Raw genomic sequence first — 15,206 nt, forward strand, 5'->3', positions numbered from 1 at the left:
GACTCAGGCCTTGCGCTGGAGGAAGTTTCGCAGCATCGCATGGCCGTGTTCGGACAGGATGGACTCGGGGTGGAACTGCACGCCTTCGAGCGGGTTCGCCGTGCCGGCGAGCGCGCGGTGGCGCACGCCCATGATCTCGCCGTCTTCCGAGGTGGAGGTGACCACCAGCTCGGCCGGGCAGCTCTCGCGCTCGATCACCAGCGAGTGGTAGCGGATGACGCTGAACTGCTCCGGCAGCCCGGTGTAGACGCCGTGGCCGTCGGTGCTCAGCGTGCTGGCCTTGCCGTGCATCTGCTGCTTCGCGCGGATGATGTTGCCGCCCAGCGCCGCGCCGATGCTCTGGTGGCCGAGGCAGACGCCGAGGATCGGCAGCTTGCCGATGAACTCGCGGATCGCCGGCACGCAGATGCCCGCCTCCGCCGGCGAGCAGGGCCCGGGCGAGAGCACCAGGTACTCGGGCTTCAGCCCGGCGATGCCCTCGAGCGTGATCTCGTCGTTGCGGTGCACGGCGACCTCCTGGCCCAGCTCGCCGAAGTACTGCACCAGGTTGAAGGTGAACGAGTCGTAGTTGTCGATCATCAACAGCATCGTCGTTCTCCTCAGAAGCCTTCTTCGACCAGCTCGGCGGCGCGGATCAGCGCCCGCGCCTTGTGCTCGGTCTCCTTCCACTCGAGCTCGGGCACGGAGTCGGCGACGACACCCGCGGCCGCCTGCACGTACAGCGTGTTGTTCTGCACGATGCCGGTGCGGATGGCGATCGCCACGTCCATGTCGCCGGCATAGCTCAGGTAGCCGCAGGCGCCGCCGTAGATGCCGCGCTTGACCGGCTCGAGCTCGTCGATGATCTCCATCGCGCGGATCTTCGGCGCGCCGGTCAGCGTGCCGGCCGGGAAGGTGGCCTTCAGCACGTCCATGTTGCTCATGCCGGGCTTCAGCAGGCCCTCGACGTTGCTGACGATGTGCATCACGTGCGAGTAGCGCTCGACGACGAAGGCCTCGGTGACCTTCACGCTGCCGGTCAGCGCGATGCGGCCGATGTCGTTGCGCGCCAGGTCGATCAGCATCAGGTGCTCGGCGCGCTCCTTCGGGTCCGCCAGCAGCTCGGCTTCGATCGCCTTGTCCGATTCGGGCGACGTGCCGCGCGGCCGCGTGCCCGCGAGCGGGCGGATCGTGATCTTGTCGCCGGCCTTCCCGTCGTCGGTCACCACGTGCTCGTGGCGCACCAGGATCTCCGGCGACGCGCCGACCACCTGGAAGCCGCCGAAGTCGTAGAAGTACATGTACGGGCTCGGGTTCAGCGAGCGCAGCGCGCGGTACAGGCTCAGCGGCGACTCCGTGTAGCGCTTCTTCAGCCGCTGGCCGATCTGCACCTGCATCATGTCGCCGGCCGCGATGTACTCCTTGCTCCTGGCGACTGCCTCGAGGTAGGCCGTCTTCGAGAACTCGCGTTCGACCGCGTACGACGGCCCGCGCTTGACCGGCGGCGCGGTGACCGAGAACCGCAGCCGGTCGCCCAGCTCGGCCAGCCGCCGCTTGGCCTTGAAGTAGGCCTCGGGCTGCGCCGGGTCGGCGTAGACGATCAGGTAGAGCCGGCCCGACAGGTTGTCGATGACGGCCAGCTCCTCGCAGTGCAGCAGCAGGATGTCCGGGGTGTCGAGGCCGCCGGGCTTGTGCGTCTTCGCGAGCTTGGGCTCCATGTAGCGCACCGCGTCGTAGCCGAAGTAGCCGGCCAGTCCGCCGCAGAAGCGCGGCAGCCCGGGCCGCAGCGCGACCTTGAAGCGCCCCTGGTAGGCGGCGATCACGTCGAGCGGGTTGCCTTCGTGCGTCTCGACCACCTGGTCGTCGGTGACGACCTCGGTGACGAAGCCGGTCGCCCGCAGCAGCGTGCGGGCGGGCAGGCCGATGAACGAGTAGCGGCCGAAGCGCTCGCCGCCGACGACGGACTCCAGCAGGAAGCTGTGCTTCTGGCCGCCGGCCAGCTTGAGGTACAGCGACAGCGGCGTCTCGAGGTCGGCCAGCGCCTCGGTGAGCAGCGGGATGCGGTTGTAGCCCTGGCTTGCCAGGCTCTTGAATTCGAGTTCGGTGATCACGGATCGGACCTTCGGGGTGCCCGACGCCTACCGCCCGACGGACGCGATGCGGCCATCGGAACAAGCGTCGGAATCGACGGATCGGCAGCTACCGTGGGGAATGTGGATCACGGCGGCCGCCTCGGGCGATGTGCCGTGGCCTCGAGCCGGTCACGCGGATCGCTTCGGTCAGCGATCGGTGCCGGTCGGGCTGTGCGGCCAAGTCAGACGGCGATGGGGCAGGGTCGCCAGGGCCAGGCTCCCCGGTCTCCCGAACCTTTGGTCTGCTTGCGCGTGATGAACATAGGCCGGCGAGTGTAGCAGCGGGGCCGCGACGCAGACGCGTTGTCCGTGACTTCATCGATGGCGCACCGGTTGAAACATCCGCATACTTTCGCGTTCCGCGCCACCCCGTGACTTCGGGGGCGCCCCAAGACAAGGAAGTACCTTCGTGAATTTGCGCCGAACCCTGCTGGCCGCGACGGCCGGCCTGAGCCTCGCCGGCCTGCTGGCCGTCTCGTCCGCCCATGCCCAGACCACCGACGTCGGCGGCGTCAAGTACGACAACACCGCCCGCGTCGCCGGCGAAACGCTGCAGCTCAACGGCGCCGGCATCCGCTACAAGGCGGTGTTCAAGGTCTACACCGCCGGCCTGTACCTGAAGGACAAGGCCAGCACGCCCGAAGCGGCGTTGGCCGCGCCGGGCCCGAAGCGCATCCACATCGTGATGCTGCGCGAGATCGACGGCAACGAGCTCGGCAAGCTCTTCACCAAGGGCATCCAGGACAACTCGACGCGCGACGAGTTCGCCAAGTCGATCCCCGGCACGATCCGCATGGGCGAGATCTTCTCGACCCGCAAGAAGCTGGCCGCGGGCGAGAACTTCAGCGTCGAGTTCGTGCCCAACACCGGCACCACGGTGCTGCTCAACGGCAAGCCGATGGGCGATCCGATCAAGGAGCCGGAGTTCTTCACCGGCCTGATGCGCATCTGGCTCGGCAAGTCGCCGGCGGATTCGAACCTGAAGGACCTGCTGCTGGGCCACAAGCCCCAGGCCCGCACCACCGAAAACTGAGTCCCGCAGCCCGGCGGGAACCGACCGGCGCGCGGGCTGCGCCTCTAGTGGCCGAGCCGCGCCAGGTCCAGTGCGTCGATGCGGTGGATCACCGCATCCGCACCGGCAGCCGCCACCGGCTCGCCGTGGTTGTAGCCATAGCTCACCAGCACCACCGGGCAGCCGGCGGCACGCGCGGCCTGCGCGTCGTTGCGCGAATCGCCGATCACCAGCGTGCTTGCCGGCGCACTGCCGAGCGCCGCGCAGGCGCCGAGCACCGGCAGCGGGTCGGGCTTCTTGCGCTCGAAGGCGTCGCCGCCGAAGACCTGCGCGAAGAAGCGGTCCAGGCCTTTCGCCGCCAGCAGCGGCCGCGCGAACGCGCCGGGCTTGTTGGTCAGGCAGGCCAGCTTGAGCCCGGTCTGCACCAGCCGCTGCAATCCCTCGACCGCGCCCGGGTAGACCCGCGACGCCTGGCCGTTGATGGCCAGGTAGTGCGCCTGGTAGGCGGCCCATGCCCGCTCGTACAAGGCCGGGTCGGCCTGCACTTCGGCCAGCGTCGAGCGGATCAGGTGCTCCGAGCCTCGACCGACCGTGCGCTCGATGAACCTCCGGTCCACCCCGCGCTGGCCCAGGTCGGCCAGCATGCGGTTCAGTGCCAGGTCGAAGTCGCCGACGGTGTCGACCAGCGTGCCGTCGAGGTCGACGATCGCGGCCTGGATGCCGCTCACGCGGCCAGCGCCGCGCGCATCTGGTCGATCACGCGGCGGTAGTCGGCCTGGCCGAAGATCGCACTGCCGGCGACGAAAGTGTCGGCGCCCGCATCGGCGACGCGGCGGATGTTGTCGACCTTGATGCCGCCGTCGACCTCCAGCCGGATGTCGCGGCCGCTGGCATCGATGAGCTTGCGCAGCCGCTCGATCTTGCGCAGCGCGCTGTCGATGAAGCTCTGGCCGCCGAAACCGGGGTTCACGCTCATCACCAGCACGAGGTCGACCTTGTCGATCACCCACTCCAGCGCGTCGATCGGGCTCGCCGGGTTGAAGACCAGCCCGGCCTTGCAGCCCGCCGACTGGATCACCTGCAGCGACCGGTCGACGTGCGCGCTGGCATCGGGGTGGAAGCTGATGCAGTCGGCCCCGGCCTTCGCGAAGGCCTGCGCCAGCGCGTCGACCGGCTGCACCATCAGGTGCACGTCGATCGGCACGCGCGCGCCGTCGGCGGTCACCGCATGCTTGCGCAGCGCCTCGCAGACCATCGGACCGAAGGTCAGGTTCGGCACGTAGTGGTTGTCCATCACGTCGAAGTGAATCCAGTCGGCGCCGGCGGCCACGACGTTGCGCACCTCGTCGCCCAGGCGGGCGAAGTCAGCCGAAAGGATGCTGGGGGCAATGCGGAATTGACGTGACATAGGGGTTGCCAGGACGCAGATACGGGCAGAAGCGCCGGCGATTGTCCCAGCCTTTCTAGAATGCCCGCATGGCCCGCCCTCAATTCACCTGCACGGTCGTCGTGCGTCCGCTGCCCGAGCAGACCGATCCGGCACACGAGCTCTACGGCTACGCCTACACGGTGACGATCCGCAATACCGGCGACGTGGCCGCGCAGTTGATCGGGCGGCACTGGCGCATCACCGACCACCGCGGCCACGAGCAGCAGGTGCGCGGACTGGGCGTCGTGGGCCATCAGCCGCTGCTGAAGCCGGGCGAGCAGTTCGAATACACCAGCTGGGCCCAGATCGCCACGCCGCAGGGCTCGATGCAGGGCACCTACTACTGCATCACCGACGACGCGCACTGGTTCGAGACGCCGGTTGCCGAGTTCGCGCTGGCCGACGCCGCCGCGCTTCACTGAGGACTCGGTTGGCCTGGGACCTGACGGCGCTGCTGAACGCCGCCGATCCGAAAGCGTCGCGCCCGGAACGCCACACCTGGCTGGTGCGGCTGGTCGAATGGCTGCGCCATGGCGACAGCGAACGCGCACCCGACGAGACGCCCCGGCCGGTGCTGCGGCTGAGACATCTGCTGAACGTGCTCGAGCGCCACGACGAGCCGCGCCAGCGCATCGTCGCGCTGCTCGGCCGCGTCTGGCGCGAAACCGACCTCGCCGCCCTCTTCGCCGACTTCGGCTTCACCGCGCGGCGCGACGTCTGGGGCGAGATCGCCGAGCGGCTGCGGCTGCGCTTCCTGCCGGCGACACCGGACACCGACGACCCCGGCGTGCTGTTCCACCTCCTGTTCACCGACGATGCCGATGCCGCCTGGCTGCGCGCGATCGACGAGGAAACCCTGGCACGGCTGGCGGCGCTGTTCGCGGTGGCGCGCGCCGACACGACCTCCGCCGCGTCCGCGACCGCCACGAACGGCAACCGCGCCGACTGGCGCACGCCGCTGCTGCAGGCGATGACCTGGCTGGTCAGTGCGATCCACGCCGCCGGCCTCGCGCCGCCGCTGCGCCGGCGCATGAGCCCCGAGCTGCTCGCCGGCCGGCCCTTCGAGCAGCTGGTGCGCGCCGGCGAACACCTCGCCGAGGCGATGCAGGCGGGCGACGACGCCGCGCTGCGCCGCCATGCCACCTTCCTGCGGGCGCTGCTCGAACGCTGCCACCGCGCGGCGGACAGCGTCACCGCGCACCTCGAGGAGTACGGCGTCTCGGTGCACATCGTCTTCGAGCGCGAGCAGCTCGACGCGCGCATCCGCCGCCTGGAGGAGGTGCTGGGCGTGCTGCTGTCCGACGTGCCGCAGCGCGAACTGCAGCAGCTGATCGCGGAGCTGGTCGCCTTGTCGCGCGACCGCCTGAGCCTGCGCTCGCTGGTCGCGCGACAGTACTCGCTGCTGGCGCGCAAGGTGGCCGAACGCCATGCGGAGACCGGCGAGCACTACATCACCCGCACCCGCGCCGAGTACCGCTCGATGCTGGCGCGGGCCTGCGGCGGTGGCGCACTGATCGGGCTGACCGTGTTCCTGAAGTTCGGGCTGCTCGCGCTCGGCCTAGCGCCGTTCTGGAGCGGCTTCTCCGCGGGCATCAACTACGCGCTGTGCTTCGTCGCGATCCATCTGCTGCACTGGACGGTGGCGACCAAGCAGCCCGCGATGACCGCGCCGGCGATGGCCGAGAAGCTGGCGAACGTGCACGACGATGCGGCGGTCGAAGGTTTCGTCGACGAGGTCGCGCACCTGGTGCGTTCGCAGATCGCCGGCATCGTCGGCAACCTGGTGATGGTGGTGCCCGTGGTGCTGGCCATCCAGTGGCTGGCCTGGGGCGTGTTCGGCCGGCCGCTGGTCGGCGAGGCCGATGCGCAGCACGTGCTGCATGCGCTGCCGCTGTACGGCCCGACGCTCTGGTACGCCGCCTTCACCGGCCTGCTGCTCTTCGGCAGCAGCTTCATCGCCGGCTGGGTCGAAAACTGGTTCGTCTACCACCGCCTCGACAGCGCGCTGGCGCACCACCCGGCCATCGTCGCGCGCCTCGGCGCGGCGCGTGCGGCACGCTGGTCGCACTGGTGGCGGAAGAACATCTCGGGGCTGGCGGCCAACGCGTCGCTGGGCCTGATGCTGGGCCTGGTGCCGATCCTCTTCGCCTTCGTCGGCCTGCCGATCGACGTGCGCCACGTGACCCTGTCGACCGGCCAGATCGCGGCGGCGGCCAGCACGCTCGGCTGGTCGACGCTGCAGCTGCCGGCGTTCTGGTGGTGCGTGGCCTCGGTGCCCTTCATCGGCGCGCTGAACCTGAGCGTCAGCTTCTGGCTCGCGCTGCGCGTGGCGCTGCGCTCGCGCGGCATCACGTTGAGCGATGAACGAAGGCTCTACACCGCGTTGCGGCGCCGGGTTCGCGAACGCGCGCGCAGCTTCCTGCTGCCCGAGTAGCGGCCGGCACGGCGGTGTACGGTGTAACCAGACGCGCTACTCGTCATCCTCGCGGCGCTCGCCGCGGTTTCTACCGCTGAACATCGTCCACCAGACGATGAACACCAGCAGCAACAAGGCTCCGAGGGCCTCCAACAGAATCAACCACATGAGATCAGGACCCCGCAGCGCAGCGGCGGCGATTCTAGGCATCGTGCTCGCCGGCTGCGGCGTGCTGCCGAGTGACCGGCCGGCGCCGGTCGGCGACGCGCGCCCAGCGCCGCCGGTGGTCGACCGCGCGCCCGCCACGCCGCCCTCGTCCGCCGGGCCGGTCATCGAACGGCCCGGCGCGCGCTGGGTCGCGGTGGGTTGGGCCGACCTGCCCGGATGGACCACCGACCGCAGCGCCGAGCTCTGGCCGGCGCTGCGCGCGGGCTGCGCGAAACCCGCGCCGGCCTGGGCGGAGCTCTGCCAGCGCGCCGCCCGCTTCACACCGGCCGACGACGGCTTCGCCCGCGAGTTCCTGCAGCAGGAACTGCAGCCCTACCGCATCGAGGCGCGCGACGGCAGCACGCAAGGCCTGGCCACCGGCTACTTCGAGCCGCTGGTCACCGCGAGCCGCCGGCCGAGACCCGGCTTCACCGTGCCGCTGCACCGGCCGCCGCCGGACCTCGGCGAGCGCAAGCCGTACTGGACACGCCAGCAGCTCGATACGCTGCCGGCCGCGCGCGAGAAGCTGCGCGGCCAGGAGATCGCCTACGTCGCCAGCCCGCTCGACCTTCTTGTGCTCCAGATCCAGGGCTCCGGCCGCCTGCGCATCACCGAGCCGGACGGCAGCGAGCGCACCGTGCGCGTGGCCTTCGCCGCGCACAACGACCAGCCCTACCGCTCGGTCGGCCGCTGGCTGATCGACCAGGGCGAGCTGCGCGCCGACGGCGCGTCGTGGCCGGCGATCCGCGATTGGGGCCAGCGCGCGTCGCCGCAGCGACTGAACGAGATGTTGTGGAGCAATCCGCGCGTGGTGTTCTTCCGCGAAGAGGCGATAGCGCCAGAAGTGAACGGCCATTCGAGCAACGGTTCGGGCAACGGCCCGAAAGGCGCCCAGGGCGTGCCGCTGACGCCGGGCCGCTCGGTCGCCGTCGACCCGAGCGCCGTGCCCTACGGCACGCCGCTGTGGCTGGACACCACCGAGCCGCTGTCGAGCGCGCCGCTGCGGCGGCTGGTGATGGCCCAGGACACCGGCGGCGCGATCACCGGCGCGGTGCGCATCGACTACTTCTGGGGCACCGGCGAGGTCGCAGAGCAGCAGGCCGGACGCATGAAGCAGCCGCTGCGGCTGTGGGCGCTGTGGCCGAAGGGCCGCGGCGACTGAGCCGCCGAGGCCGCGCTAACGCGGCGGGCGCGAGACCCGCAGCTGCAGCAGGCATCCCGTCGTGCCGCCGCCGTCGACGGCGCGCGCGACCGTTGTCCAGCGGTCGAGCGGCGTCTGCAGCACCGTCTGCACCGACCAGCCCGGCCGGGCGGCGCCGTCCTGCCGCGTCGCCAGCGTCACCCGCACCGGCTCGCCGCCGCCCAGCCAGCGCGGCTCGACCTGCAGCTCGCGCAGGCCGTCGGAGGCGGGCACCGGCTGCAGCTGCGCGCCCAGGCCCCGTGCGGAAGCTCCGCCCCGCGGCGCCGACGCCATGCCCGCGGGCAGCCACGCACCGACCAGTTCGTACTCGCGCGAAGCCGGCCGCTCGTCCTTCCAGCGCAGGCTGCCGAGCTCGCCGTTGGCCACCGTGATCTCCATCAGCGGCGCGCCCGCCGCGCCCGCCCCGACCGGCGACGAGCGCCACGTGCGTCCGCCCGCGCCCGCATCGGGCTCGACCGCGGTGCCGACCACCACGCTGCCCGGCGCCGCGTTCGACGCGCCGGTCGCGGTGCAGCGCAGTGCGAGCCGCAGCGGCACGTCGGGCAGCAGGGCCCGCGCCAGGTCCTCGCGATCCGGGCCCGGCCGCGGTGCCGCGGCTGCCGCGGCTGCCGCGGCGACGAGCAGCGCGCCGACGACGGCGGTGGGGAAACGATGCCGCAGGGCCATCGCGCGAGCTTACGCCCCGCCGCGCGGCGCGGGCGCGTCGCTGCGTGATGCCTTCAGCGCCGCAGCCATCCACGCAGCGCCGGCCACCACAGGTTCAGCGCCAGCCCGCCGACGACCAGCGCCGTCGCGCCGATCTTCCACCCCGGCAGCGGCTCGCCGAGCCACAGCGCCGAGGTGACCAGTCCGAACACCGGCACCAGCAGCGCCCAGGGCACCACCGTCGGCGCCGGGTGGCGCAGCAGCAGCCAGCCCCAGGCAGCGTAGCCGAACAGCGTATTGCCGACCGACTGCCACAACACGGCCGCCCAGGTCGGCCAGCCGGCGTGCGTGATGCCGTGCAGCATGCGCTCCGGGCCTTCGAGCAGCAGAGCAAGCCCGAGCAGTGGCGGCACCGAGAAGAGGCTCGCCCAGACGACGTAGGCCAGCATGTTGACGCGGCCGGCGCGCCGGCTGACCAGGTTGCCGGCGGCCCAGCAGAACGCGGCAGCCAGCACCATCAGCACCCCCAGCGGCGTCGTCGGGTGGGTGATCGCCCGCGTGTCGAGGTTCAGCGCGATCGTCAGCAGCCCGGCGGCGGCCAGCACCAGCGCGACCAGCTGGAAGGCGCGCGGCCGCTCGGGATGCGCGGTGCCGCGCGTGGCCAGCATCGCCAGCCCGATCGTGAAGAAGACCTGCGTCTGCACCACCAGCGACGCCAGCCCCGGCGAGATGTGCCCGCGCATCGCGACGAACAGCAGCCCGAACTGGCCGGCGCCGATCAGCACACCATAGGCCGCGAGATCCCGCCACGGCACCGCCGGCCGGGGCAGGATCAGCGCCGCCGGCAGCAGCGCGAAGACGAAGCGCAGGGTCGCCAGCGTCAGCGGCGGCATCTCGTCCAACGCGATGCGGATGATCGCGAAGTTGGTGCCCCAGACGGCGACGACGGCCAGCGCCAGCAGCGCGTGGCCCAGCGGCAGCGTGGCGGTCATCGTGCGGTCATCGTTGGGGCGTGGGCCGCAGGTGCGCCAGCGGCAGCGCCGCGCCCGACTTCACTTCGCCGAGCGAGAAACTGGTGTGGATGTCCTTCACGTTCGGCAGCTTGAACAGCGTGTCCATCGACCAGCGCGAGTAGGCGTCGAGGTCGGTCGTCACGACATGCAGCTCGAAGGTGCCGGCACCGCTGATGTAGTGGCAGGCGGTGACCTCGGGCAGCGCGCGGATCGCGTCTTCGAGCGCGCGCGTCGCGGCGGCGTTGTTGCGCTCGGCATCGACGCGCACGAAGGCCAGCACGCCCAGGCCGATGCGGCGGCGGTCGAGCTCGGCGCGGTAGCCGGTGATGTAGCCCTGCGCCTCCAGCCACTTGACGCGGCGCCAGGTCGGCGCGGCCGACAGGCCGATGCGCGCGGCGAGCTCGGCATTCGACAGCCGCGCATCCTGCTGCAGCTCGGCCAGGATCGCGACGTCGTAGCGGTCGAGCCCCTGGTCCGGCGCGGGCATCGCGGGGTCGCCCGGAGGGCTTTCGCCAGGCGCGGCCGCGGTGCTCAGCGTTTTCCCTGGACCGGGCTTCTTGAGCACCTTTCTTTCTCTGGATGGCATGGTCAGCGCAAGAATGTTGCCGGGAGTATGGTCCGAGCGGCAAAGAAAGAAAAGACTTCGCAAGCCCGTTTTCCTACACTGACCGACTTTGCCACGCGTGGAGCCGCCGCCCATGAACGCCCCCCTGCCCGAGTCGATCCGCAAGGCCCTCGAGACCGTGTCGCTCGAAGACAAGTACGCGCTCGACCACGGCCGCGCCTTCATGAGCGGGGTGCAGGCGCTGGTGCGCCTGCCGATGCTGCAGCGCCAGCGCGATGCGCTGGCCGGCCTGAACACCGGCGGCTTCATCAGCGGCTACCGCGGCTCGCCGCTGGGCGGCTACGACCAGGCGCTGTGGGCGGCGAAGAAGCACCTGGCGGAGAACAACATCGTCTTCCAGCCCGGCGTCAACGAAGAGCTCGGCGCCACCGCGGTGTGGGGCACGCAGCAGCTGGACCTCTATCCGAAGGAGAAGAAGCACGACGGCGTCTTCGGCATCTGGTACGGCAAGGGCCCGGGCGTCGACCGCTGCTCCGACGTCTTCAAGCACGCCAACATGGCCGGCACCTCGAAGCATGGCGGCGTGATCGCCATCGCCGGCGACGACCACGTCAGCAAGAGCTCGACCGCCGCGCACCAGAGCGACCACATCTTCAAGGCCTGCGGCCTGCCGGTGTTCTTCCCGTCGAACGTGCAGGACATCCTCGACATGGGGCTGCACGCCTTCGCGATGAGCCGCTTCTCCGGCGTGTGGACCGGCATGAAGACGATCCAGGAGGTGGTCGAGTCGTCGTCGTCGGTGATCGTCGATGCCGACCGCGTGAAGATCATCCTGCCCGAGGACTTCCAGATGCCGCCGGGCGGCCTGCACATCCGCTGGCCCGATCCGCCGCTGGAGCAGGAAGCGCGGCTGATGGACTACAAGTGGTACGCGGCGCTGGCCTACGTGCGCGCGAACAAGCTCAACCACAACGTCATCGCCGGCCCGAACGACCGCTTCGGCATCATCGCCACCGGCAAGGCCTACAACGACACGCGCCAGGCGCTGGCGGACCTGGGCCTGGACGACGCCGCCTGCGCGCGGCTGGGCATCCGGCTGCACAAGGTCAACGTGGTGTGGCCGCTGGAGGCGACGATCACGCGCGATTTCGCGCAGGGGCTGCAGGAGATCCTCGTCGTCGAGGAGAAGCGCCAGGTCATCGAGTACCAGCTGAAGGAACAGCTCTACAACTGGCGTCCCGACGTGCGGCCGAACGTGCTCGGCAAGTTCGACGAGCCCGAGGACAGCGCCGGCGGCGAATGGTCGATGCCGAACCCGAGCCAGAACTGGCTGCTGCGCGCGAAGGCCGACCTGACGCCGGCGATCATCGCCAAGGCGATCGCCAAGCGGCTGAAGAAGCTGGGCGTCGATGCCGACACCACGCGCCGCATGGACGAGCGCATCGCGGTGATCGAGGCCAAGGAAGCCGCGCTGGCGCTGATGGACACCTCCACCGGCGAGCGCGCGCCGTGGTTCTGCTCCGGCTGCCCGCACAACACCTCGACGCGCGTGCCCGAGGGCTCGCGCGCGGTGGCCGGCATCGGCTGCCACTACATGACGGTGTGGATGGACCGCAGCACCAGCACCTTCACGCAGATGGGCGGCGAAGGCGTGCCCTGGGTCGGCCAGGCGCCGTTCACGAGCACGAAGCACATCTTCGCCAACCTCGGCGACGGCACCTACTTCCACAGCGGCTCGCTGGCGATCCGGCAGTCGATCGCCGCCGGCGTCAACATCACCTACAAGGTGCTCTACAACGACGCCGTCGCGATGACCGGCGGCCAGCGCGTCGGCGAGCGGCCCGAGGGCCACTCGGTGCTGCAGATCATGAACAGCCTGATCTCCGAGGGCGTGAAGAAGCTGGTGATCGTCACCGACCAACCCGAGAAGTACGACGGCGTCGCACTGGCCCCGGGCGTCACGGTGCACCACCGCGACGAGCTCGATGCGATCCAGCGCCAGCTGCGCGAGCTCGAAGGCGTCACCGCGATCATCTACGACCAGACCTGCGCCACCGAGAAGCGCCGCCGCCGCAAGCGGGGCACGATGGCCGAGAGCGACAAGCGCGTCGTGATCAACGAAGCGGTCTGCGAAGGCTGCGGCGACTGCTCGGTGCAGTCGAACTGCCTGTCGGTCGAGCCGGTGGAGACCGAGTTCGGCCGCAAGCGCCGCATCAACCAGAACACCTGCAACAAGGACTTCTCCTGCGTGAAGGGCTTCTGCCCGAGCTTCGTCACCGTCGAGGGCGGCACGCTGAAGAAGCCGAAGAAGGCCACGAAGGGCGACCTGTCGTCGCTGCCGCCGCTGCCGGAGCCGGCGCTGCCGCTGGCCGAAACCGCGTGGGGCATCGTCGTCGCCGGCGTCGGCGGCACCGGCGTGATCACCATCGGCCAGCTGCTGGGCATGGCCGCCCACCTCGAAGGCAAGGGCATCGTCACGCAGGACGCCGGCGGCCTGGCGCAGAAGGGCGGCTCGACCTGGAGCCACATCCAGATCGCCAACCGCCCGGAGGCGATCCACACCACCAAGGTCGACACCGCGAAGGCGGATCTCGTGATCGCCTGCGACGCGATCGTCGGCGCGCAGAAGTACACGATGCAGGTGATGCAGCAGGGCCGCACCTTCGTCGCGATGAACAACCACGGCACGCCGAGCGCGGCCTTCGTCGTCAATCCCAACTGGCAGTTCCCCGCCGGCAGCTGCGAAGCCGCGCTGGTGCGGGCGGTCGGACAGGACCACCTGCGCTCGTTCGATGCCGAACAGGTCGCCGTGCAGATGCTGGGCGACAGCATCTACACCAACCCGCTGATGCTGGGCTACGCGTGGCAGGCCGGCCGCATCCCGCTGTCGCATGCCGCGCTGATGCGCGCGATCGAGCTCAACGGCGTGCAGGTAGACAACAACAAGGCTGCCTTCGAATGGGGCCGCCGCTGCGCGCACGACCTGGCCTCGGTGCAGGCGATGTTCAAGGCTGCACAGGTGATCGAGTTCGTCAGGAAGCCGTCGCTCGACGAGGTGGTGAACAAGCGCATCGAGTTCCTCACCGGCTACCAGGACGCCGCCTACGCGCAGGTCTACAAGGCCTTCGTCGACAAGGTGCGGGCGGCCGAGAGCGGGCTGGGCAAGGGCACGGCCTTCAGCGAAGCCGTAGCGCGGTACCTCTTCAAGCTGATGGCCTACAAGGACGAGTACGAGGTCGCGCGCCTGCACACCGACCCGGCCTTCCTGGCGAAGATCGACGCGATGTTCGAAGGCGACTACAAGCTGGTGCACCACCTCGCGCCGCCGCTGACCGCCAAGCGCAACGAGAAGGGTGAGTTGGTCAAGAAGCCGTTCGGCCCGTGGATGCGCACCGCGTTCGGCGTGATGGCGAAGCTGAAGGGCCTGCGCGGTGGCGCGCTGGATGTCTTTGGCAAGACCGAAGAACGCCGCACGGAGCGCCAGCTGATCGTCGACTACCGCAACTGCATCGACGAGCTGCTGAAGGGCCTGAACGCGGACAACCTCGCTTCGGCGGCCGAGATCGCGCGCATTCCCGAGGAGATCCGCGGCTATGGCCACGTGAAGGAGCGCCACCTCGCCGCCGCCCGCGCGAAGTGGGACGGCCTGATGGCACGCTGGCGCCAGGGCGCCGGTGCCGGCGCCGGCAGCCGGGCCGCCTGACCCGCGTCGCGCCGATGCCGGCCCGCTGGCACGCGATCGCCGCCGCGACGGCCCACGACGCCGCGGCCCGCGTGCCGTTCCTCGTTCTCGATGGCGACGAGGTGCTGGAAGCCGGCTCGGTGGCGCGCGCGCACCTCGCCGCGCTGGCGCGCTGGCCAGCCGAACTGCGCATCGATGCCGCCGGCGTCACGCTGCGGGTGCCCGCCGGCGCGCGCGACGCCTTCTTCGCCGAGGCGAACACCTGGCTGCACCGCGAAGGCCTGCTGGTCGGCTGGCGCAGCGAGACCTACCCCGTCGACGCGCTGGCCGATCGACGCCGCCTCGCGCGGTTCGAGCGCACCGCGTCGCGCTTCTGGGGCACGCTGACCTACGGCGCGCACTGCAACGGCTACGTCGCCGGCGCCGATGGGCGGCCCGAGGCGCTGTGGATCGCCCGGCGGGCGTGGAGCAAGCCCACCGACCCCGGCCTGCTGGACAACCTGATCGGCGGCGGCGTGCCCGCCGACCAGAGCCCGCTCGAGGCGGTGCTGCGCGAGGGCTGGGAGGAAGCCGGCCTGGCACCGCGGCAGATGCTGGACCTCCAGCCCGGCTACGTGCTGCGCCTCGGCCGCGACATCCCCGAAGGTTTCCAGCGCGAGCACCTGAGCGTCTTCGACCTCGCGCTGCCGGTCGGCCTGACGCCGCAGAACCAGGACGGCGAGGTCGGCGAGCTGATGTTGCTGCCGATCGCCGAGGCGCTGGCACTGGCCGCGACCGACGCGATGACCGTCGATGCCGGCCTGGTGACCCTGGACTTCGCGCTGCGCCACCGGCTGCTGCCTGCGGCGGCGCTGGAGGCGCTCGAGACGGCCATCGCCGGCTTGCGCATCGGCCCGACCATGCTGGCGCATTGACGATCGGGGAA

13 protein-coding genes are annotated in these 15,206 nt (G+C 70.6%); 6 read left to right on the forward strand and 7 right to left on the reverse strand.

Going from position 1 to position 15,206, the window contains the following annotated elements; genetic code table 11:
• Window positions 1-3: 3 nt before the first annotated feature.
• Together P1K89_RS08945 and trpE are read right to left on the reverse strand one after the other, a co-directional pair.
• Entirely contained in the window at window positions 4-588 is a 585-nt protein-coding gene (locus P1K89_RS08945; RefSeq protein ID WP_284616022.1) for an aminodeoxychorismate/anthranilate synthase component II, read from the reverse strand.
• An 11-nt stretch (window positions 589-599) separates the two neighbouring features.
• Complete coding sequence (gene trpE / locus P1K89_RS08950; protein ID WP_284616023.1) at window positions 600-2,090, reverse strand: anthranilate synthase component I; 1,491 nt, start codon at window positions 2,088-2,090, stop codon at window positions 600-602.
• 430 nt (window positions 2,091-2,520) lie between these two features.
• Here trpE and P1K89_RS08955 point away from each other — a divergent pair, with 430 nt between their 5' ends.
• Window positions 2,521-3,144 (forward strand): chalcone isomerase family protein, encoded by a 624-nt coding sequence (locus P1K89_RS08955; RefSeq protein WP_439897960.1) that lies wholly within the window; start codon window positions 2,521-2,523, stop codon window positions 3,142-3,144.
• 44 nt (window positions 3,145-3,188) lie between these two features.
• On the opposite strand, the gene gph is transcribed toward P1K89_RS08955, so the two are convergent.
• Both gph and rpe read right to left on the reverse strand, forming a co-directional pair.
• Window positions 3,189-3,851 (reverse strand): phosphoglycolate phosphatase, encoded by a 663-nt coding sequence (gene gph, locus P1K89_RS08960; RefSeq protein ID WP_284616024.1) that lies wholly within the window; start codon window positions 3,849-3,851, stop codon window positions 3,189-3,191.
• On the reverse strand, window positions 3,848-4,531 hold the full coding sequence (rpe, locus tag P1K89_RS08965) for a ribulose-phosphate 3-epimerase (protein ID WP_284616025.1): 684 nt from the start codon (window positions 4,529-4,531) through the stop codon (window positions 3,848-3,850). The genes gph and rpe overlap by 4 nt, the downstream gene beginning before the upstream one ends.
• A gap of 68 nt (window positions 4,532-4,599) precedes the next feature.
• On the opposite strand from rpe, the gene apaG reads away from it, so the two are divergent.
• The 3 genes from apaG (at window position 4,600) to mltA (ending at window position 8,337) form a co-directional block, all read left to right on the forward strand.
• On the forward strand, window positions 4,600-4,974 hold the full coding sequence (gene apaG / locus P1K89_RS08970; RefSeq protein WP_284616026.1) for a Co2+/Mg2+ efflux facilitator ApaG/CorD: 375 nt from the start codon (window positions 4,600-4,602) through the stop codon (window positions 4,972-4,974).
• A gap of 8 nt (window positions 4,975-4,982) precedes the next feature.
• Window positions 4,983-6,986: a transporter-like protein TlpB gene (gene tlpB, locus P1K89_RS08975; protein ID WP_284616027.1), complete on the forward strand. Its 2,004-nt coding sequence runs from the start codon at window positions 4,983-4,985 to the stop codon at window positions 6,984-6,986.
• Between the two features lie 148 nt (window positions 6,987-7,134).
• Window positions 7,135-8,337 carry a murein transglycosylase A gene (mltA, locus tag P1K89_RS08980; RefSeq protein ID WP_284616028.1) on the forward strand — a complete coding sequence of 401 codons (1,203 nt, stop codon included), beginning with the start codon at window positions 7,135-7,137 and terminating at the stop codon, window positions 8,335-8,337.
• A 15-nt stretch (window positions 8,338-8,352) separates the two neighbouring features.
• Here mltA and P1K89_RS08985 read toward each other — a convergent pair whose 3' ends face one another.
• Genes P1K89_RS08985 through P1K89_RS08995 form a run of 3 tightly spaced genes read right to left on the reverse strand, consistent with a single transcriptional unit; the run spans window position 8,353 to window position 10,521 of the window.
• Window positions 8,353-9,042: a hypothetical protein gene (locus tag P1K89_RS08985; RefSeq protein WP_284616029.1), complete on the reverse strand. Its 690-nt coding sequence runs from the start codon at window positions 9,040-9,042 to the stop codon at window positions 8,353-8,355.
• A 53-nt stretch (window positions 9,043-9,095) separates the two neighbouring features.
• The gene (locus P1K89_RS08990; RefSeq protein WP_284616345.1) at window positions 9,096-10,001 is read right to left on the reverse strand and encodes an EamA family transporter; all 906 of its coding nucleotides are present in this window, start codon (window positions 9,999-10,001) and stop codon (window positions 9,096-9,098) included.
• Between the two features lie 19 nt (window positions 10,002-10,020).
• Window positions 10,021-10,521 carry an Lrp/AsnC family transcriptional regulator gene (locus P1K89_RS08995; RefSeq protein ID WP_284616030.1) on the reverse strand — a complete coding sequence of 167 codons (501 nt, stop codon included), beginning with the start codon at window positions 10,519-10,521 and terminating at the stop codon, window positions 10,021-10,023.
• 211 nt (window positions 10,522-10,732) lie between these two features.
• On the opposite strand from P1K89_RS08995, the gene P1K89_RS09000 reads away from it, so the two are divergent.
• Entirely contained in the window at window positions 10,733-14,302 is a 3,570-nt protein-coding gene (locus tag P1K89_RS09000) for an indolepyruvate ferredoxin oxidoreductase family protein (protein WP_284616031.1), read from the forward strand.
• Window positions 14,303-14,316: 14 nt separating this feature from the next.
• Entirely contained in the window at window positions 14,317-15,195 is an 879-nt protein-coding gene (locus P1K89_RS09005; protein WP_284616032.1) for an NUDIX hydrolase, read from the forward strand.
• The last annotated feature ends 11 nt before the right edge of the window (window positions 15,196-15,206 follow it).

Source organism: Aquabacterium humicola (genome assembly GCF_030167915.1).
GTDB lineage: Bacteria > Pseudomonadota > Gammaproteobacteria > Burkholderiales > Burkholderiaceae_C > Pseudaquabacterium > Pseudaquabacterium humicola.

Bases quoted from the DNA above. Each gene is read 5' to 3' on its own strand.
- P1K89_RS08945 (WP_284616022.1), bottom strand. From the start codon at position 588: ATGCTGTTGATGATCGACAACTACGACTCGTTCACCTTCAACCTGGTG.
- P1K89_RS08995 (WP_284616030.1), bottom strand. From the start codon at position 10,521: ATGCCCGCGCCGGACCAGGGGCTCGACCGCTACGACGTCGCGATCCTG.
- rpe (WP_284616025.1), bottom strand. From the start codon at position 4,531: ATGTCACGTCAATTCCGCATTGCCCCCAGCATCCTTTCGGCTGACTTC.
- mltA (WP_284616028.1), top strand. From the start codon at position 7,135: ATGAGATCAGGACCCCGCAGCGCAGCGGCGGCGATTCTAGGCATCGTG.
- apaG (WP_284616026.1), top strand. From the start codon at position 4,600: ATGGCCCGCCCTCAATTCACCTGCACGGTCGTCGTGCGTCCGCTGCCC.
- P1K89_RS09005 (WP_284616032.1), top strand. From the start codon at position 14,317: ATGCCGGCCCGCTGGCACGCGATCGCCGCCGCGACGGCCCACGACGCC.
- P1K89_RS09000 (WP_284616031.1), top strand. From the start codon at position 10,733: ATGAACGCCCCCCTGCCCGAGTCGATCCGCAAGGCCCTCGAGACCGTG.
- P1K89_RS08985 (WP_284616029.1), bottom strand. From the start codon at position 9,042: ATGGCCCTGCGGCATCGTTTCCCCACCGCCGTCGTCGGCGCGCTGCTC.